The following is an 18340-nucleotide window of genomic DNA, read 5'->3' on the forward strand; positions in this document are numbered from 1 at the left end:
CACCGCCGCCGCCGAAGTCGCGCCTGGGCGGCCGGTCGCCGAAGCCACCGCCGCCGAAGTCGCGCCTGGGCGGCCTGTCGCCGAAGCCGCCGCCGCCGAAGTCGCGCCGCGGCGGGCGGTCACCGAAGTCGCGGCGCGGGCGCTCCTCCCCCTCGGGGATTGGCGCGGCGCCGAACTTCACCTCGATGATGCGCGTCACCTGCCGGCCGCGCGGCACCTCGCCGACCTCGCAGACGAGCACGTCGCCCTGATCGACTGCCGTCTGCCCGATCGCAGTGAGGGAGCTGACGTGGAAGAACACGTCCTGCCCATCGGGGAGCGTTACGAATCCGAAGCCCTTCGCACGATTGAAGAACTTCACAGGCGCCTCGATCGCGGCGCCGCTCTCGGTATCGTCTTCCAAGGGAATAACCTGTTGTTGCCTGCCCGTAGTCACTCAAGCACGGAAGAATAGCGCAAGGAAAGCAAACCCTACAGCCCCATCTTCCTGCCCGTTCGACTCTCGGGACGTGGTGCCTGGACGGTCGCGTATCAATATGGCCGGGGGGTTCACCCGGCGGTTGCAGGAGGCCCGCGCCGGCCGCAGAGCGACTGCGCGAGACGCCGTTTCCGCCCGGCCGCGATCCGCAGTAAGCAGCGTCGCGTGACCCGAGTTTCCCTTCCCCTCGCCGTCATCGCCGCAGGCCTTGCCGCGGCGATGCCGGTTGCGCTGATCCAGAACCGCGGCCTCGTCCCGCTCGCCCTCATCATGGCGCTCGCAGCCGTGCCGCTTCTGTGGCTCGCAGGCCGCGGCGCCTGGCGGCGAGCCGCTCCGCTCGCCTGCGCCGGGCTGCTTGCTCTCTGGGCCATCGCCTCCTCGCTCTGGGCGATCGAGCCGTCCCTCGCTCTGCGCGGAGGGGTTGCGCTGGCCGGTCTTGGGGCTGCGCTCGGCACGGTGCTGCTTGCGATGCGCCCGGCGGCCGAGGTGGCGCCGCGTGCCGTCCTGGTCGCGCTGGTGGCCACCGTCGGTCTCGGTGCGCTGCTTCTGCTCGTCGAGCTGTTCGCCGGCGCGCCGCTCAACAACGCGGTGCGTGGGTTCCCCACCCCGCCGCGTAGCCCGGAAGGGACGAAGCCCGCAGCGACGCTGCTCGCACTTCTGACGCCACCGGCCATCCTTGCCGTGCATCGGCTCTGGGGCGGCAGGGCGGCTGCAGCGCTTGGCGTGCTCGCCGCGGCCGCCGTCCTCGCCAGCACCAGCGAGGCGGCCCGGCTTGCGCTGATCGCAGCGATCGGTGCGGCAGGCATCGCCTTTGCGTTCCCCCGGCTTGCCCGCCGCATCCTGCCGCTCGCCCTCGCGCTTGCCGTGCTCGCCGGGCCGCTCGTGCTGTTCCAGATCGCGGCCGGGGCAACGCGTGCGGGGCTGCTGCCTCTATCCGCCGTGCACCGGACCCTGATCTGGGACTACGCTGCCAAGCGGGCGGCGGAACGCCCGCTCGCCGGCTTCGGCATGGACGCTGCGCGCGCCCTTCCCGGTGGCCGGGACAATCCCGATGCAGCGCGGCTCGACCGGTTCGAGATCCGCGGCCCGATCCGCAACTTCTTCCTCACCGCGCCGCGCGGCGCCGCCGAACTCATTCCGCTGCACACGCATTCCATGCCTCTGCAGATCAGGCTCGAGCTCGGCTTCCTCGGCCTCGCGATCGCTGTCGTGTTTGCCTTCCTCTGCGGCCGGGCGGTGGCAGGGCTGCCTGGGCGCGAGCTTCTCGCCGCGGGCGCCGCCGTCGCGGCGTCAGCCACGGTCGTGTCGCTGCTCAGCTACGGCGCCTGGCAGCACTGGTGGTGGATCTCGGTGGCCTTCGCGGCGATGCCGCTTGCCCTCCTCAGCGCGAGGGGCGGCCGCTGAGCCAGGCCAGCGTTCCCCTGAACCGGGCGGCATCGCGAAGGCCCTTGCCGCCGGGGTCGATCACCGCGTAGCCGGCCGCCTTCAGCCCATGCCGGATGAGCAGCGGCAGGCCGATGCGCCAGGCCGAGGCGCGGCCGCGCCACTTGGCCTCGATGTGCAGCCGCGACCAGGCCATGGCGAAGAACTTCTCCCGCCGCTTCTCCGGCGTCGGCGGGATCGACCCGCCGCCGAGGTGCGACGCCACGGCCGCCGCGACACGGACGAGGGCATGGCCCGCCTGGCGCACGCGCATGCAGAAATCGTCGTCCTCGTAGTAGAGGAAGATCGCCGGATCGAAGCCGCCGACCTGCTGGTAGACGCTGCGGCGGATGAGCATCACCGCGCCGGAGACGTACTCGGCGCAGATGTCGCCTTCCGGTTCGCTGTCGGTGCGCGGGCCGAGCGCGGGCCGGGCGAACAGCCCGACATCGTGCGACACCTCCCACTCCCCCTCCGGGCTGCGCAAGGCGGGGGCGAGCACGCCGGCGTCGGGCCAGCGATCTGCGGCCGCGACGAGCAGGGGAACGCAATCGGGTGCGAGAACCGCATCGGGGTTGAGCAGCAGGACGAACTCGGTGTCAGCCTCCGCGAGCCCCTGGTTCGCCGCGTTGCCGTAGCCGACGCCGACGGTGTTGGCGATGACGGTGGCAGAGGGAATCGTCGCCCGCGCGATCTCGCGCGTGTCGTCCCCCGAGGCGTTGTCGACCACGATCACCCGCGCGGCCTTTGCCGCCGCCGCGAGGCAGGGGCGTATGACCGCGGCCGAGAAATGCGTCACGACGACGACCGTCACGCGTGGCCAGATTTCGGTCACGGCAGTTCGAGCAGCCCGACGCGGTCATCGAGCGCGAGCGAGGCGCGGAACCGCTTGTCCTCGGCCAGCGCCCGCCAGCATGCGGCCATGTCGTCGGAGAAGGTGATGTCGTCGAGCAGGACCAGTGCACCGGGGGCGAGCCGCGGCAGGATCAGGTCGAGCTGCGCGCGCACGAACTCGCTGGTGTGGATCGCATCGATGAAGCAGAGATCGACCGGGCGGCCTCCCAGCGTCTCGGAAATCGCGTCCTCCATGGTGCGGGGGACGGCGGTCGCGCGGGGAGAGATGCGGGCGATGTTGCCTTTGGCGATCGCGTGCCAGGTCTCGTTGGGGTCGAAGGTGACGACCTCGCCGGCACCAGCCTGCTCGAGCCCCGCCACCCAGTACATGCCCGAGATGCCGAAGGCGGTTCCGACCTCGACGATCACGCGCGGCCTGCGCGTCGCGGCGAGCCAGGCGAATACGCGCCCCATGCGCGGCTGCGACCGCACCTGCTCGCTCGAGCGGGTCATCGCCTTGCCGGCCCAGGGCAGGGCCGCGTCGCGCAGGTAGGCCTCGGCGTAGCCTTCCCACAGGGCCTGCTGCCCGAGTGCCTCCGTCTCAGCGGCGATCCGTTCGATCAATGCCGACTGCGGCGGTGCAGGTGGCCGGAAGGTCGTCCCTTGGAAATGGGCGGCCAGCCAGGATGCATCATCGCGCCTGACCCAGCCGACGGAGAGCGGCGCCCGCGCTGCAAGCTCCCGGCGGATGGGGCGCAACAGGCGGCGGAGGAACCCTGCCATCGGCGCGTGCCTTCGTGGTTGGTGATCCGCGTGTGCCTCGAAGCGTTGCGATGCGCAAGCCGTCAGACGAGGCTGACGCGCCCCTCGGCAACGCGATAGACGCGGTCACAGCCTGCAAGGGCTTCTGGCCGGTGCGAGATCGCGATGATCGCCTTCTCCGCGCGCAGGCCGCCGAGCGCTGCGAGCAGCGCCGCCTCGGTCGCCTGGTCGAGCGCGCTCGTCGCCTCGTCCAGCACCAGGATCGGGCGGTCGAGATAGAGCGCGCGGGCGATGCCGATCCGCTGCGCCTCGCCTCCCGACAGCCGGGCGGCACGCTCACCAATGCTTGTATCGAGACCGTCGGGGAGTGCGGCGACGACCGGGGTGAGCTGCGCGCGGGCAGTCGCGTCGGCGAGGCGCGCGTCATCAACCGCACCCGCGCCGAGGGTGAGATTGGCTCGAAGCGTATCGTCGGCGATGAAGGGCGACTGCGCGACATAGGCAACCGTGGCACGAAGCCTCGCGCGATCAGCCTCGTCAGCGATCGGCGTCCCGTCGAGTACGATCGTTCCCTTCTCCGGCGGAAGCAGCCCGAGCAGCATGTTGACCAGCGTGGTCTTGCCAGAGCCGGATGCGCCCACGATGCCGATCATCTCGCCGCGGCGCACGGCAATGTCGACGTCGCGCAGAACCGGGCGCTCACCACCCGGATAGGTGAAGCCGAGGCCGCGACCCTCCAGCGTCAGCCCTTCCGAGGGCACTGCCCGAGCCGTGGTCTCGCCAGCCGCAGCGGCCTCTGCAAGCCCGGGCGCGACGGCGCGGAACCCCGCCCAGGCGTAGTGGATCATCAGCCCGCTGACGTAGAGGCGGTTCAGCGAGGGCAGCAGCCGATAGCCGGCCGCGAGATAGACGGCGAGCAGCGGAAGCGTCGCTGCTGCGGTGCCGGTCATCAGCGCGTGCAGGAACACCGCCAGCACGATCAGGATCGCCAGCGCCTCGAGCGCAACCCGCGGCACCACCTGCATCCAGCCGATAACGGTGACTGCGTGGCCATGCCGCGCGGCGGCGGTGGCGAAGCGCTCGAGAAGGGCAGGGGCGGCGCCGGCGATCTTCACCTCGCGGATTCCGGAAAGCCCGCTCTGCGCAAGCTTGAGCATTGCCGCCTGCGTCACTTCACGCAGCTTTCCCTCGCGTGCGCCGACGCGGCGGATGATCACCGCGCCGATGCCGAGCGCCACCGCGCCGGCGAGGAAGGCTCCGAGCGCCACGACGGGGTTCAGCCAGACGAGCACGCAGAGGATCATCGCGACGACGAGGATCTCAGCCGATGCGGTGATGGACTGCAGGACGATGCTGTCGACGATCATCCGCGTCTCTGTCGTCACGTTCCGCTGCAGCACGGCCGAGTTCGTGCCCGCATGTCGAGCGAAGGGCATCGCCAGGTAGCCTGCGAGGATGCGCGTCGAGAGGTCGGCGTAGAAGGCCTGGGCGAAGCGGTGCGAGGCATAGCCCTGCGCGAGCGTCACCACCGCCTTTGCCGCGAACAGCACGGCAACGGCAGCGACGGCGGCCGGAACCAGGTACGCAGGCTCCGCACCGCCGAGCAGCGCGGCGAGGGCCTCGCCTGCCCGTGTGCCGGCGAAAGCCTCCGGCGACTGAAGCACGACGACGAGGGGGGCGATCGAGCCGACGCCGGCGGCCTCAAGCACAGCCATCGCGAAGGTGAGCAGCGCCAGCCGCACGAGGCGCCACGTCATCCTGCCCCGCGGCAGCAACAACCGCCAGGGCGAGGGAGAAGGCTCGCTCATCCGCGCCCGATCGCCTTCTTCGCCAGGCGCCGCAGGATGGTCATCGGCCGCCCAACCAGGGCGTAGCGCAGGGGCCGCGAAACATGGCCCAGTCGTATCATCCATGGCGACACGGGCGGCATAGGCGCGGCGCCGATGCACGCGGCGATGTGGATGCTGCCCTTGGCACGCCTCGTCGCGACCACGCGAAACCCGGCAAGCGTGATCGCGTAGGCCATCGACTGCCCGGTCGGAAAGAATGTGTGCACATAGGCCGGCTCGGTGCTGTCATCCCAGGCCATCACGTCCGCGATGGTGATCGCGAGAAGGCCGTCGGGCCGAAGCACGGACCTGGCGCGCGCGAGAAACGCCATCGGGTCGGTGACGAAATAGATCGCGTGGGCGCTGTGGACGATGTCCCACCCCCCTTCGAGATCGAGCGTCTCGACCTGGCCGATGCGCGAGGCGATGCCGAACTCCTCATGCACAGGCTTCGTCGCGGGATCGGCGTCGACGCCGAGTGCGTCCCAGCCGGCATCGGCAAAGGCACGTACCGTGCTGCCGAGGCCGCAGCCGATGTCGAGGAAGCGTCCCGTACGCACCGCTGCGAGTGGCCCGTAGAAGGCGACCGCGCGCTCGCCGCCGAGGCGTGCGATGCGCCGGCGCTCCGCCCAGAGAGCGGCAGCCTTGGCGGGATCATCCCGCGTTCGGTTCGCTTCCCAGATGCGGGCAAGCACGGCCAAGTCCTGCGTGAAGGCCGGGTAGCCATTGCCGCAGCGTTGGCAGAGGCGCCACGGCGTTGGGCCCGTCTCGCCGCGCTCGGCACGCCAGCGATCGACCTCCGGCTCACGTCGGCATGGGATTGGCCAGGAGGCGGCATGGCCGCAGATCGGGCAGGTCATGCGTGCCCCATGAGTGCGGTGCGCAGGGTGAAGGCAGCGCGTGCGGCCGGGGCCGGCAGGGCGAGAAGCAGGCGCGCCGCGAGACGCCGGGCAGCGAAGGCGCTTCCCGCCTCGGCAAGTGCGGCACGCGCGCACGCCCTGTCGCCCCGCGCAAGGGCATCGAGCGTATGGGCAAGCGCAAGCCGTGAGCGAAGCGCGCGCAGTGCGTCCCGCCGCTCGGGCCTTGCAGCGGGAAGCAGTGCGTCGATCGCGCGCATGGCGGCGTCCGGCACGGCTACGGTCCGGCCAGTCAGCCCCGTTCCCGAGCGGCGATACAGCGCGCCGGTCGACGTCGTTGCCGCGGCGCCATCCCGTTCCGACAGGCGGATCCAGAGTGCCATGTCCTCGCCGTGGCTTTCGCCTTCCGGAAACCCACCCAGCTCGCGGGCCGCCTCCGCACGCACCATGCAGGAGGAGGTGAAGAAGGGTGGCATGCCCGATGCGGCCTCGGCCACGTAGTCGGCGCGGCGCAAATGTCCCTCCGGAGTCTCGGCACGCCTCGCGTCCTCGAGCGTCGCCTCTGCCGGCACGGGAAGGAAGTGCGCGCCGAACACCGCGGCATCGGGGAAACGCCCTGCCAGCTCGACGAGACCGGCGAGGTGGCCAGGGCACCAGAGATCGTCGGCATCGAGGAACGCGACGAAGCGCTGCGCCGCCGCGGCGAGGCCAGCGTTTCGGGCTGCGGCGACGCCGCGATTGGGCTGCGCGATCAACCGCGCCGTGTCGCGCGCCGCCACGATCGCCCCGCCGCCATCGGTCGAGCCGTCGTCGATCACGATCGTCTCTGCGGGCGCGAGGGTCTGCCACGCGATGCTGTCGAGCGCTGCGCCGATGTGGCGGGCGGCGTTGTGAAGCGGGATCACGACCGAGACGGGCGCCGTCATGCCAGCGCGCGGGCGAGCGCGTCGGGTCCGCGCCTCGCCTCCTCGATGCAGCGTGCGAGTGCCTCGGGCGACGGTGACCGGCCCGCACCGTCCGCGATCGCTGCCGCGATCGCATCGGCCGTCGCCCGTTCCGGTGCGAGGCAGGGCATGGCGAAGCGGGCGCAGAGATCGGCGATCTTCGGGTCATGCGCGATGCCGACGAAGGGCAGGCCGGCCTGGGCCGCGGCAAGCAGCGCGTGGAACCGCATGCCGCAGACGAGGCCGACCCCGTCGAACGACGACCCGTCCGGCACCATGCGGCGACGTTCCGATCCTGGCAGCCCTGCGGAGAGCATGTCGAGAACCTGGCCGTCGCCTTCCGTCACGCCCGCTCTTTGCACTTCGAGTAGCACAACCTCCCGGCCCTGCAGCGCCGCAGCGAGGCTGTCCGCGAGGCTCGTCGACCAGGCGTGCGGATACACCGCGACCGCGATGGCGCCGCCGTGCCGCGCCGGCGGAGGAAGCGGGGCGGTGAAGGCGAGGTCGGCGCCTGCGATCGCGGCGTTGCCGGCCGCGCTCTGCGAGGCCTCGTCGCGCACGGCGAACACGGAGGAACAGCGCACGATGACGGCCAGCAGGGCGCGGGCGGCGGCGCTCTCCGTCCCCTTGACGCCGATGCCGAGCGCCGCGACGCGCACGCCCCGCAACCGTGCGAGGATGCAGAGGAGCGCGTTGAGCGCGAGCGACGTCGTTCCTCCCGAGCCATGGAACTGGGTGCCGCCGCCGAAGACGAGCCAGTCGGCGCCGCCGAACTGCCGCCACGCATCTGTGACATAGCGGCGCAGTCGGCTGAGGCGCGGCATGGTCTGATTACTGAGCACGCGCTCGCTGCCGGTGAAGATGACCTGGCCCGCGCCGTCGAGCGGCACAGCATCGCCATGGTCGCGCACGACGAAGCGCGCTCCTGGCGCCGCGCGCGCGATGGTACCGATGGCTGCCGAGAGTAGCCAGTCGTCACCGAAATTTCCGGTCCCGTAATAGCCTTGCAGCACGAACACGCGCGCCTTCCCCATGCTTCGTGCGCGCCGTCAGCTCTGGTACCGCGCCTCGTTCGGGCAGGGGCGTGTGGGCCAGCTCTGCCAGGTGCAAAGGCTGACGGCCTCCTCGAGCCTCCTGTCGCCAAGGCTGCGCGACCAGCCGCTGGCCGCGCCTGCGATCGCCTCGCGCATCGTATTGATCACCCGCCGATACCCCTAACCCGCCCAGCCAGCCGCGCTGTGCCGCATTGTCGGCGGCATGGCGTAGCATCCGAGCAGCGCAGGAGAGGCCATGGTTCCCCGGCACTTCGTGTGCAAGGGATTACGTTATCACTTCGTTCCTTGGCCTCGTCAGGCGATCGACGAGCTCGTGCCCCGGGAAGCGCAGGCCGCGTGGGGACCGCGGGGCCGGCGCGACGGTGGCCGTCACAAGACCACCCGTCGGTGAGGCTCCCGGCGCCGTACATGGCGCGCAACACGGTGGCAGATGGTTCGGTCATCGCGCCGTCCGGCTCCCGAGGAAGAGCTTCTCGGCAAGCTCGAGATCCTCGGGCGTGTCGATGTCGACCGTCTTCCAACGCGCGACCGGGTGGCCGACCCAGACCGGTTTCGCTGCGCCCGCGACGAGCGCTGAACGCGGCAAGATGAGGAAGGTCCCACCATGATACCAGGCCTCGGGCAGGTCCTGGCTCCTCACCTGGTCCATGCCCGGCTGGATCGGCATCATCGTCCCGTCCTTGCTGCGGCGCATCGCCCACTCCACCGGAACGGGGAAGGTGGTCACGCCCAGTATCGGCCTGAGGCTGCCGTGGCGCTCGAACGTGGCATGCGCGGCGGCGAGGTCGCATGCCTCGATCAGCGGTGCGGTCGGCATCAGGAGTGTCACGCTGTCGAAATGCTCCTGACGGGCGTCGTACTGCGCGAGTACCCAGGCGAGCACTGGAAGCAGCGGCGTGTGATCGTCGGCCAGCTTGGGATCGCGCGGGAAGTCGGGTGGGAACCCCTCGGCGGCGGCGACGGCGGCAATCTCGGGATCGTCGGTGGTGACGTGAATCTTCGTGAAGAGGCCGCTGTCGCGCGCTGCTCGCAGCGAATGAACCATCAGTGGCGCGCCACAGAATGGCACGATGTTCTTGCGCGGAATGCGCTTGGAGCCGCCGCGGGCGGGCATGACGGCGAGCCGATGCATTATGGCTCCTCCGGCCCGATCAGCGACCACGCTATCGGCGTGCCCCGGGCGATCGGCAAGCGGGCGCGACGGCCAAGCACGTGGGGCAGATGGCGTGGCGCGAGGCCGTTCCCTGGCCGTATCGAACGTACGTTCTCTGCCGTGAGTCTTTCTCCCGAGGCTATGTCGGCGACAGCGTAGAGCGAGCGGCGGAATGGCCGCGAGGGTGTTTCCGAGGGCTTGAGCTCGTAGCTCACTCGCCCGACGGCCGCGGCCGCCTCCCGCACCGCCTGCGCCATCAAGGCGAACTCGCCCGGCTCGAGCGAGAAGCCGGCGTCGGGCCCTCCATCGGCCCGCGCGAGCGTGAGGTGTTTCTCGATCGCGACGGCGCCGAGCGTTACGGCGGCGACTGGAACGGCCACGCCCATCGTGTGGTCGGAAAGGCCTACCGGCACGCCGAAAGCTGCGGAAAGGCTTGTGAGCGTCAGGAGGTTCGCTTCCACTGCTGGCGTTGGGTAGCCCGATACGCACCAGAGAAGCATCAGTTGCGTACAACCCCCGCGTCGCGCTGCGCCGACGGCGGCCTCGATCTCGCCGAGCGTGGCCATGCCCGTCGACATGATCATCGGCCCGCCGGCGCGCGCAACCGCTTCGATGAGCGGAAGGTCGACCAGCTCGAAGCTCGAAATCTTCCACGCGGGCGGATCGAGAGTTTGCAGGAAGTCGATGGCGGTGGTGTCGAAGGGTGTCGAGAAGCAGGCAAGCCCATGGTCACGCGCCCGCGCGAACAGCGCCGGGTGCCAGTCCCACGGGGTGTGGGCCTCCCGGTAGAGGTCATGCATGCGCCGCCCCGCCCAGGGCCCCTTGGTGATCATGAAGTCGGGCGCGTCGCTGTCCAGCGTAATCGTGTCGGCGGTGTAGGTCTGAAGCTTGATCGCGTCCGCGCCTGCCTGGGCAGCTGCATCGACGAGAGCAAGTGCGCGGGAAAGCTCGCCGTTGTGGTTGCCCGACAGTTCGGCAATCACGTAGGGAGGACAGCCCGGCCCGATCGGGCGGCCTGCGATGGCAAAGGCGCTCATGCTCGTTCGAGCCCCGTCATGGAATGCCGCCGTGTCTCTGCCAGATCGTATCGCTGCACTGCTCATACCCGGCGGCCGAGAACAGCGCCCGAGAGGCGTCGTTCTTCGGCAGAATCTCGGCGACCAGATCGTCCTGCGGAACAAGCCGCCGAGCGAGCCGCAGTGCCGCGGCGCCGATGCCCTGCCTCTGGTACTCCGGGGCGATCAGGATGCTCACTTCGTGACAGGAGCGCGCCTCGTCGGAGCGCCGGTCGAGCCTGAGCATGCCGGCAGCCTCCGATCCTACTGCGAGAATGGACAGGATGCGCTTCGGATCGGCAAGGCTGCGCTCAAGCCAGGCGGCGTGCTCTTCAGGTGTCGGCACCACCGGGTTGCGGGCATGGGTGCGAATTCCCGGGCTTCTCTGCCAGGCGAGAAGGCGGTTGCAGTCCTCCCGCCCGGCTGGGCGGAGCGTAACCGGCGCGCCGTCCCGAGATCGCTCCGGCGCGAGCGCAATGGCGACTCGGAGGGCACCGAGCCCGTCGCAGACCCTCGTTGCTGCGTGCGACATCGCGGTGAGGCTGGGCGCATCACGAAGGCATGACTCGAGCGCATCGGCGATGCGATGCGGCGAGATTGTCTCGAGCGCGCCTAGCGGCCGCGCTGCGCCAGCCGCTACGAGGCCTGCGATCGCTTCGCGCTGGTTGTTGGCCACCTCGATGAGGAGCGATGGCAGGCCGAGACAGGCCCGCTCCAGCGCCGAGACGCCACCTGCTCCGATCGCAAGGTCGGCTCGGGCAATCAGCGCGGGCATGTCCGGCGGGTCGAGATGCAAGCGCGCTCTCGGCGGCAAGGCTGCGGTGACGGAGGCGCGGTTGGGAGCGCTCCCGCCGAGCACGACGTCCACACACCCCTCGAACCGGGACGCACGGATGCCCTCGATCGTACGGAGCGTCGCGTTGGCCGCATCGGTCATCCCCATCGCGACGAGGAGGTGCTCGGGGCGCCGCTGGCCGCGAGCGGCGAGTGCGGCGGCACGGGCCGCGCCAAAACGCCGCTCGAGTGGTGCCCAGGCGGCGCCAGCGAGGACAACGCAGGACCGTGGCACGATACCGCAGTAGGCGGTGCCCGCCCTTCCCGGCGTTGGATCGACCACCACATCGGAAGCGTGGGGGCGGGCGAAGTCGCCGACCACGGCGACCCGTTTCGCCCAGGAATGCACAGCTTCTTCCTCGCCCGTGGTCCAGCCATAGTGATCAACGAGCAGCAGGTCGCACCCACCCGGCAGGGCGGACATCAGCGCGGCCGGTTCTTCGGCGATGGCTGCGCACCTGATGGGGACAACGGGCAGCGCCGCTGCGCGAGCCACCGTCTCGACCGTTCCGGGACGGGCTGCCAGAACAATGCGCCAGCCGGCGACCGAGAGCGCTTCACCGATCGCGAGGACGCGCGCCACATGGCCTCCGCCCGTCGAGGCCGAGGCGTCCGCGCGAAGCACTGCGAGCGGTCCCCTATGCTGCATTCTGATGCGCAAGCTCAGTTTCGAGAGCAGAAAGGAAGCGCGCAATGTTGCCGACGCGCATTACAGGTTCTCCGGGAAGGCCAGGCGGGCCCATCATGAAGCGGTGCTGGACGCTGAACAACTTGGCGATCTTACGGATGACGGTGGCGTCGTCCGGCGGCGCGACGATCGCCTCGCGGATGCGCTCAGCGAGGCGGAGGATCGGCGTCGGGCCGCCGAGAGCAAAGGAGATAAGCGATGGCCCAAGCGTGAGGGCAGGGCGACCGAACAGGAAGGCTTCGAGCGTCGCGGAGCCGGTGACAGAAATGGTCACGGAAGCACGCTTGATGATCTCGCGGCTGTCGAGGTCAACGCGCGCAACAACGACGCCGGATTTCTTGGCAAGCGATCGCACAAAGCCTACTGGGCGGACACCCGCAGCTGCCCAGTGCTCCTTCACCAGGAGGACGTGATCATGTGGCAGGGCATGGCGGATCGCATCGATCGACCGCATCTGGTCGACGAAGAAAGGAGCGGGAACGTTGATCGAGGCCTCGGGTGTATAATGCAGTGGGTAATAGACAAACTTCTTTGGAAGCGCCTCGAGCGTTCCGATGTCGAACTGCCGTGCAGCCCGGGCTGCCCGCATCCGCCGTGTTGCTTTCAGTGCCCATAGATTGTTCCGCCAAAGGCTCGTTCTCAGGTGTTCGCGGTCAAACAAGTCAGGTCGTGCTGCAGCCCGACGGACGAAGTTCATCGCCCGCTTTGGCAGCGGCGGAGAGAAGCTCGGAAGGATGGAGCCGTCCGCCTCTGCATGATCGTTCCTACCCAGCGCGGAGGTGGGCTGCTCACGGAAGGCACGTATGAAGGCCTCAGCGCGCGTGCAGGCCTCTTGCGTTGCGGTGGCTCGCACCGGGAGCGATTGATAAGCGTCAGGCGCGAAGAATGTGCCGCCAAGATTGCGCATGTTCACGGGGACGAGAAGGCGGATGCCTAACTCAGCCGCCAGAGCGGCGAGGATCTTGCTTTCGAGCCCCTCAATATGCGCCATCAGTATGTGGGTTGGCGCGATCTTCTCTACGAAGGCCTTGTACAGCGTGTAGATCTCGATCGCGGCGGCGAGCTGGGTGCGCGCAGGCAGATGCTTGAACGCGAACTTCTCAGCGTCAATGTCGGCGTGGATTGAACCCGCGTAGGAGGTGAGCGCATCGAGCTCGAGTGGCAGCGCCGAACGGCGTGCCTGGTTATGCTCGAGGCAGAAGATCCGCCCGCGTGGGATCACCGCTGCCATGGTCTCGATGTGGTGGTCTGTCGGCAGGATGATCGACCATGTAATGCCCGGCGACACTTTCGCCGCGTGTTCGAGCAGGTGGCGAAATACGAAGCAGTAGGTGCCGAAGCCGTGGATGAGGATCCGCATCAGATGCCTAGGCCCAGTGAAGCAGCGAGCGCGTCAACGACGCGGTCGACATCGCTGTCGGCCATGCCGGGGAAAAGGGGGAGCGACAGCGTGCGCGCGTAGTAATGCGCCGCTCCCGGCAGGTCGGGCAGCGCCTGGCGGCGCCGCCAGTAGGGCTGCCAAGGCACGGGAACGTAATGAACCTGCGTTCCGATGCCGGAGGCGCGGAGCGTTCGCATCACCTCTGTCCGGCTACGCCGCAGCGCTGCAAAGTCGATCCGCACCGCATAGAGATGCCAGGCTGGCGTGCAGGCCTCCGGCCGAACCGGCGGCAGGACGTGCGGCGCGAAGGGAGCAAGCAGCGAATCGTAGCGCGCTGCCAGCGCGGCGCGGCGGGCAACGAAACGGTCGAGCTTGGCGAGCTGGCTGCGGCCGAGGGCGCAGGCAAAGTCGGGCGCGCGGTAGTTGAAGCCTGGCTCTGGCATCTCGTAGTACCAGGGTGCCGGGGCGCCGGCCTCCGTGCCCTGTTCCGAGAGTTCCCACGCCGCCGGGTCATGCACCATGCCGTGGCTGCGGAACCGGCGCATTGCCTCCGCAATCGCAGGGTCATTTGTCGTCACGACGCCGCCCTCGCCCATCGCGATCGTCTTGACCGGGTGGAGCGAGAATGTCGCGATGCGACTGTGCGCGCATGCGCCGACCGTCGTCGACGCACCATTTGCGGTGTAGTGCGTTCCGAGGGCGTGGCACGCATCCTCGATGACCGCAGCGCCGAGCCCCTCCGCCGCCTCGGCGATACCGGGAGGATCGGCCACGGGACCCTTCAGGTGCACCGGCAACACGGCCTTCACGGGCCCGGGCGCGCGACGCGCCGCTTCGCGCACCGTCTCCGGTGTGATCGTTCCTGACTCAGGATCAACGTCGGCGAAAAGGACATCGGCGCCGACATACACGGCGGCATTCGCCGTCGCGAGAAAAGTGATGGCAGGCACGATCACGCAGTCACCCGGACCGAGGCCGAGCGCGTGGGTGGCCATGTGCAGCGCCGCCGTGCCGGAATTGCAGGCAAGCGCATGCCTGGCGCCGACGGCCCTGGCGAAGTCGCTCTCGAACGCCCCGACGGCCGGGCCGGTCGTCAGCCAATCGCCGCGCAGCACCGCCGCGACGGCTTCGATGTCGTCCTCCTCGATGCACTGGCGGCCATAGGGAAGGAAGAGGCCGCTCATGCTGCGCTTGCCAGAAGGCTCAGCAGTCCGTCGCGGTCGAGCCAGTCGGTATTGATGTCACTCTCGTAGCGGAAGCCTTCCGGTACCGGAACGCCTCCGTGCGCGCGGAAATCGCCGCGGCCATACATGACGATGGCAGGCTCGATTACGTAACGGTCACCAAGGTCGAGCGTGGTCCGCGCATCGTCCGCCGTGATCATCGCCTCGTGCAGCTTCTCGCCGGGCCGAATGCCGACGACCTTCTGCGGCAGGCCCGGCGCCATGGCGGAGGCGAGGTCGGTGATCCGCATGCTCGGGATCTTCGGCACGAAGATCTCGCCGCCCGTCATCATCGACGCTGACGAACAGACGAAATCGACGCCCTGAGCGAGCGTGATCCAGAACCGCGTCATCCGCGGGTCGGTGATCGGAAGATGGTCGGCCCCTTCGGCGATCAGGCGCCGGAACAGCGGCACGACCGACCCGCGCGAACCGACGACGTTGCCGTAGCGCACCACCGAGAACCGGCAGCCACCCTTGCCGGAGAGGTGGTTCGCAGCAATGAAGATCTTGTCGGAGGCGAGCTTACTCGCACCATACAGGTTGGCCGGGTTCGCGGCCTTGTCGGTCGACAGCGCGATCACCCGCTGCACCCCTGCAGCGATGGCCGCCTGAACGACATTCTCGGCGCCGAGTACGTTTGTTCGGATGCACTCGAACGGATTGTACTCCGCGATCGTGACGTGCTTCAGCGCAGCGGCGTGGACAATGATGTCGATGCCTCGCAGCGCCTGGGTGAGGCGGGCGGCGTCGCGAACATCGCCGATGAAGTAGCGGAGCACGCCGCGTGGATCGCGGCTCGCGAACTCCTGCTCCATCTCATACTGCTTCAGCTCGTCGCGCGAGTAGATCACAAGCCGCCGGGGTGTGGCGCGCGTGAGCAGGGCGGCGACGAAGGCGCGGCCGAAACTCCCGGTGCCGCCTGTCACGAGCACGGCCTTGCCGTCGAAGAATCGTGCGGGATCGGCTTCGGTCATCGCGGTTCCGGATGTGATATGGCTTGGCGGGCGCGGTCCTGCTGCGTCGGATGGCGTCCTTGCGTGCTCGTAGCCAGGGGGTGCCGGGTGGTCAAGCCGCTCCTCCTGCCAGCGAGCGGAGGTGCTCCTCGAGGCTTCGCCGCGGCTGCCAACCGGGCAGCGGCGCGCCGCCGCGCCAGGGCATCATGATCTCGCCCGGGCGGTAGGGCAGCGTGCCCCATTGCGCGGGAACAGGGCGACCCAGCGCCTCAGTCACCGTGTCGGCCATCTCGCGCAGCGTCATCGGCATGGAAGAAGAGAGGGCGAAGCGGCTGCCGCTGGCAATCGTGCCGTCGAGCAATCCTCGTGCCGCGTGCAGGATGGCATCGACGACATCCTCGACGTGAACGAGATCGATCGCCTGGCCGCCCGGTGAAAGCGCCAGCGACGTGCCGGTTCGGGCTGCCTCTATCATCCTGTCGAGGATCTTGCCGCGCGTGTCGTTTGGGCCGAACGTGTCGAACACGATCAACGTCGCGGTTGCGAGGCCGTTGCTGCGCGCGATGGCGCAGAGCACGGTCTCGAAGGCCTGCTTGCTCGCGGCATAGAGCGTGGCCGGGGTCGCGCCATCGCCCGCATGCTGGGCGCCGGTGCCAAGCGTGACGAAGGCGCGCGTGCCGCACCGTGCGGCAGCGTCGGCAAGCCTTGCACCGAACACGATGTTCGCCTCGAGCATCGGCGCGATGTCGCCATGCGCGTGGCCATGCTGGTAGCGCGTGGCGAGGTGCAGCGCCGCCTCTGGCCGCACCGAGGCGAGCAGCGCGTCGAGAGGTCCGGCATCATGATGGACCGTGACGGAGCGCGGGAGACGCGTCGCATCGCTCATTGGGCGAAGGAGCGCGTGCGTGTCGTGCCCGTCGGCAACCAGACGCGCAACGAGGTGGCGCCCGATGAAGCCTGTCGCGCCGGTGACCAGCACCTTCATGGCTGCGCTGCTCCCGGGCGAGCGCCAAGCCAGGCCTGCACCATCAGCACGCACCAGATCGTTGGCGCGGCCGTGCGCTCGCCGCCGAGCAGACGCGTCCAGAGCGCGCGCACGCGCGACACGTCGAATCCCAGCACGCCGCTCAGGCGCGCCGGGGTGAGCAGTGCCTCCGCCCAGTCCCGCAACGGCCCGGCGAGCCATCGCGCCAGCGGAACGCCGAAGCCCATCTTCGGACGGTCGAGCAGCGCGCGCGGGATGCGGCGCTCGGCAACGCGGCGGAGGATCGCCTTGCCGCCGCGCTGATCCCACAGCATCGCATCGGGCAGCGAGGCGGCAAAGGAGAGGATGCGGTGATCGAGCAGCGGCACGCGCGTCTCGAGCGCGACCGACATCGACGCGCGATCCACCTTGGCGAGGATGTCGTCCGGCAGGTAGGCGAGGGTGTCGTGCAGCATCGCCGCACGCCGGAGCGGCAGGTTCGGCCAGGGCGTGGCAGTTGCGGGCGTGGCGCCGGGCAACAGGGCGGCCGCCTCGGCGCCAGTTGCCATGAGGCGGGCGTAGAGATCGCCGGGGCTGCGCGCATCGAGCATTGCGAGCGCTCGGGCAAAGCGCGAGGCGGGGCGGATGCGCCGCATCACGCGGCCGGCGCCCGCGGCGAGAGGGCGGACCGGGCCGGGCACGCGATCGGCCAAGGCCGAGAGGCGGGCGAGCCAGCCATAGCGGTCATACCCCCCGAACATCTCGTCCCCGCCATCGCCGGAGAGCGCCACCGTCACGTGACGACGCGCGAGACGCGAGACGAGCACGGTCGGAACCTGGGAACTGTCGCCGAATGGCTCGTCATAGAGCCGGCCAAGCTCCGGAACGATCGCGAGCGCCTCCTGTTCCGTCGCCGTCAGCGTCGTATGGTCGGTGCCGAGATGCCGCGCGACCGCTTCGGCATGCGGCGCCTCGTCGAAGCCTTTCTCTGCAAACCCGATCGTGAAGCTCCGTGCAGCGCCGTCGCCGCGCATCGCCGCGACCACGGTGGAAGAATCGATGCCGCCCGAGAGGAATGCGCCGAGCGGAACATCGGCGACGCGGCAGAGACGAACGGCATCGTCGATCAGCGCGGCGAGCCTCTCCTCGGCGTCCTCCGCACTCCCTGTGAACGGCGCGGCGCGGGCCGATGCGACCGTCTCATTGGCGGACCACCATGCCCTGGGTAGCGGCATCGTGCCGGCCGGCGCGTCGCCCGCGAGGGTGAGGAGCGTTCCAGGCGGAAGCTTGCGGATACCCGCATAGGCGCACAGCGGTGCCGGAACCGTGCCAGTCACGACCATCGTCGCGATCGCGTCACGATCAGGATGGCCGGCGAAGCCATCGTCTGCCTCGAGCGCGCCGAGCTCGGAGCTGAACAGGAAAGCCTGGCCGTTCCAGCCATAGGCGAGCGGCTTCTGGCCAAACCGGTCGCGCGCGAGGCTGAGGCTACGGCGCCCGCGGTCCCACAGTGCGAGGGCGAACATGCCGTTCGCTGCATCGAGCGCGGCGGCGAGCCCGTCGCGCGCGATCAGCGCGAGCAGCACCTCCGTGTCGGAGCCGCCGCGGAAAGTTTCGCCACGCGCCTCGAGGCCGCGGCGCAGCTCGGCGTGATTGTAGATCTCGCCGTTGTAGGTGATGACGTAGCGGCCGCAGGCCGAGGGCATCGGCTGCGCGCCACGCTCGGAAAGGTCGATGATCGCGAGGCGCCGGTGCCCGAACGCGATGCCGGCCTCTGCGTCTGCCCAGATCTTCTCTCCGTCGGGGCCACGATGGGCGAGCGCGCGCGTCATCGCCGTCACTCGCCGCGTGAGCTCGCCATGAGGCGCGCCGCCTGGAAGGAGGAGGCCGGCAATGCCGCACATC

Annotated in this window: 17 protein-coding genes; 2 read left to right on the forward strand and 15 right to left on the reverse strand. The window is 69.5% G+C overall.

Annotation, left to right across the window (positions count from 1 at the left end; translation table 11 throughout):
- The coding region (locus tag FIF60_RS13020; protein ID WP_158639200.1) for a cold-shock protein at nt 1-403 on the reverse strand (403 nt) is incomplete at its 3' end.
- A 240-nt stretch (nt 404-643) separates the two neighbouring features.
- Here FIF60_RS13020 and FIF60_RS13025 point away from each other — a divergent pair.
- Nucleotides 644-1882 (forward strand): O-antigen ligase family protein, encoded by a 1239-nt coding sequence (locus FIF60_RS13025; protein WP_144186527.1) that lies wholly within the window; start codon nt 644-646, stop codon nt 1880-1882.
- On the opposite strand, the gene FIF60_RS13030 is transcribed toward FIF60_RS13025, so the two are convergent.
- The 6 genes from FIF60_RS13030 to FIF60_RS13055 form a co-directional block, all read right to left on the reverse strand.
- Complete coding sequence (locus FIF60_RS13030) at nt 1860-2735, reverse strand: glycosyltransferase family 2 protein (RefSeq protein ID WP_144186528.1); 876 nt, start codon at nt 2733-2735, stop codon at nt 1860-1862. The two genes, FIF60_RS13025 and FIF60_RS13030, sit on opposite strands and share 23 nt — an antisense overlap.
- Nucleotides 2732-3517: an O-methyltransferase gene (locus FIF60_RS13035; protein WP_144186529.1), complete on the reverse strand. Its 786-nt coding sequence runs from the start codon at nt 3515-3517 to the stop codon at nt 2732-2734. Before FIF60_RS13035 ends, FIF60_RS13030 begins: the two co-directional genes overlap by 4 nt.
- Before the next feature lie 62 nt (nt 3518-3579).
- On the reverse strand, nt 3580-5304 hold the full coding sequence (locus tag FIF60_RS13040; protein WP_158639201.1) for an ABC transporter ATP-binding protein: 1725 nt from the start codon (nt 5302-5304) through the stop codon (nt 3580-3582).
- On the reverse strand, nt 5301-6020 hold the full coding sequence (locus FIF60_RS13045; protein WP_158639202.1) for a class I SAM-dependent methyltransferase: 720 nt from the start codon (nt 6018-6020) through the stop codon (nt 5301-5303). Before FIF60_RS13045 ends, FIF60_RS13040 begins: the two co-directional genes overlap by 4 nt.
- 161 nt (nt 6021-6181) lie before the next feature.
- On the reverse strand, nt 6182-7108 hold the full coding sequence (locus FIF60_RS13050) for a glycosyltransferase family 2 protein (protein WP_144186532.1): 927 nt from the start codon (nt 7106-7108) through the stop codon (nt 6182-6184).
- Nucleotides 7105-8160: a polysaccharide pyruvyl transferase family protein gene (locus tag FIF60_RS13055; protein WP_144186533.1), complete on the reverse strand. Its 1056-nt coding sequence runs from the start codon at nt 8158-8160 to the stop codon at nt 7105-7107. The genes FIF60_RS13050 and FIF60_RS13055 overlap by 4 nt, the downstream gene beginning before the upstream one ends.
- Here FIF60_RS13055 and FIF60_RS13060 point away from each other — a divergent pair.
- Complete coding sequence (locus FIF60_RS13060) at nt 8159-8344, forward strand: hypothetical protein (RefSeq protein WP_144186534.1); 186 nt, start codon at nt 8159-8161, stop codon at nt 8342-8344. The genes FIF60_RS13055 and FIF60_RS13060 overlap by 2 nt on opposite strands.
- A gap of 276 nt (nt 8345-8620) precedes the next feature.
- Here the strand turns inward: FIF60_RS13060 and FIF60_RS13065 are convergent, their stop codons facing one another.
- The 8 genes from FIF60_RS13065 to asnB form a co-directional block, all read right to left on the reverse strand.
- Nucleotides 8621-9313 carry an acylneuraminate cytidylyltransferase family protein gene (locus FIF60_RS13065; protein ID WP_144186535.1) on the reverse strand — a complete coding sequence of 231 codons (693 nt, stop codon included), beginning with the start codon at nt 9311-9313 and terminating at the stop codon, nt 8621-8623.
- Nucleotides 9313-10371, reverse strand: coding sequence for a pseudaminic acid synthase (gene pseI, locus FIF60_RS13070; RefSeq protein ID WP_144186536.1), 1059 nt, complete (start codon nt 10369-10371; stop codon nt 9313-9315). Before pseI ends, FIF60_RS13065 begins: the two co-directional genes overlap by 1 nt.
- Before the next feature lie 16 nt (nt 10372-10387).
- On the reverse strand, nt 10388-11848 hold the full coding sequence (pseG, locus tag FIF60_RS13075) for a UDP-2,4-diacetamido-2,4,6-trideoxy-beta-L-altropyranose hydrolase (RefSeq protein WP_158639203.1): 1461 nt from the start codon (nt 11846-11848) through the stop codon (nt 10388-10390).
- Between the two features lie 13 nt (nt 11849-11861).
- Nucleotides 11862-13271 carry a hypothetical protein gene (locus FIF60_RS13080; protein WP_144186538.1) on the reverse strand — a complete coding sequence of 470 codons (1410 nt, stop codon included), beginning with the start codon at nt 13269-13271 and terminating at the stop codon, nt 11862-11864.
- Complete coding sequence (gene pseC, locus FIF60_RS13085; protein ID WP_144186539.1) at nt 13271-14476, reverse strand: UDP-4-amino-4,6-dideoxy-N-acetyl-beta-L-altrosamine transaminase; 1206 nt, start codon at nt 14474-14476, stop codon at nt 13271-13273. Before pseC ends, FIF60_RS13080 begins: the two co-directional genes overlap by 1 nt.
- Nucleotides 14473-15492: a UDP-N-acetylglucosamine 4,6-dehydratase (inverting) gene (pseB, locus tag FIF60_RS13090; protein ID WP_144186540.1), complete on the reverse strand. Its 1020-nt coding sequence runs from the start codon at nt 15490-15492 to the stop codon at nt 14473-14475. Before pseB ends, pseC begins: the two co-directional genes overlap by 4 nt.
- 91 nt (nt 15493-15583) lie before the next feature.
- Complete coding sequence (locus tag FIF60_RS13095; protein WP_144186541.1) at nt 15584-16456, reverse strand: NAD-dependent epimerase/dehydratase family protein; 873 nt, start codon at nt 16454-16456, stop codon at nt 15584-15586.
- Nucleotides 16453-18339, reverse strand: a complete 1887-nt coding sequence (gene asnB, locus FIF60_RS13100) for an asparagine synthase (glutamine-hydrolyzing) (protein ID WP_144186542.1) — start codon at nt 18337-18339, stop codon at nt 16453-16455. The genes FIF60_RS13095 and asnB overlap by 4 nt, the downstream gene beginning before the upstream one ends.
- Nucleotide 18340: the final 1 nt, after the last annotated feature.

The organism is Elioraea rosea, assembly GCF_007644105.1.
In the GTDB taxonomy this organism is placed as follows: Bacteria; Pseudomonadota; Alphaproteobacteria; order Acetobacterales; family Acetobacteraceae; genus Elioraea_A; species Elioraea_A rosea.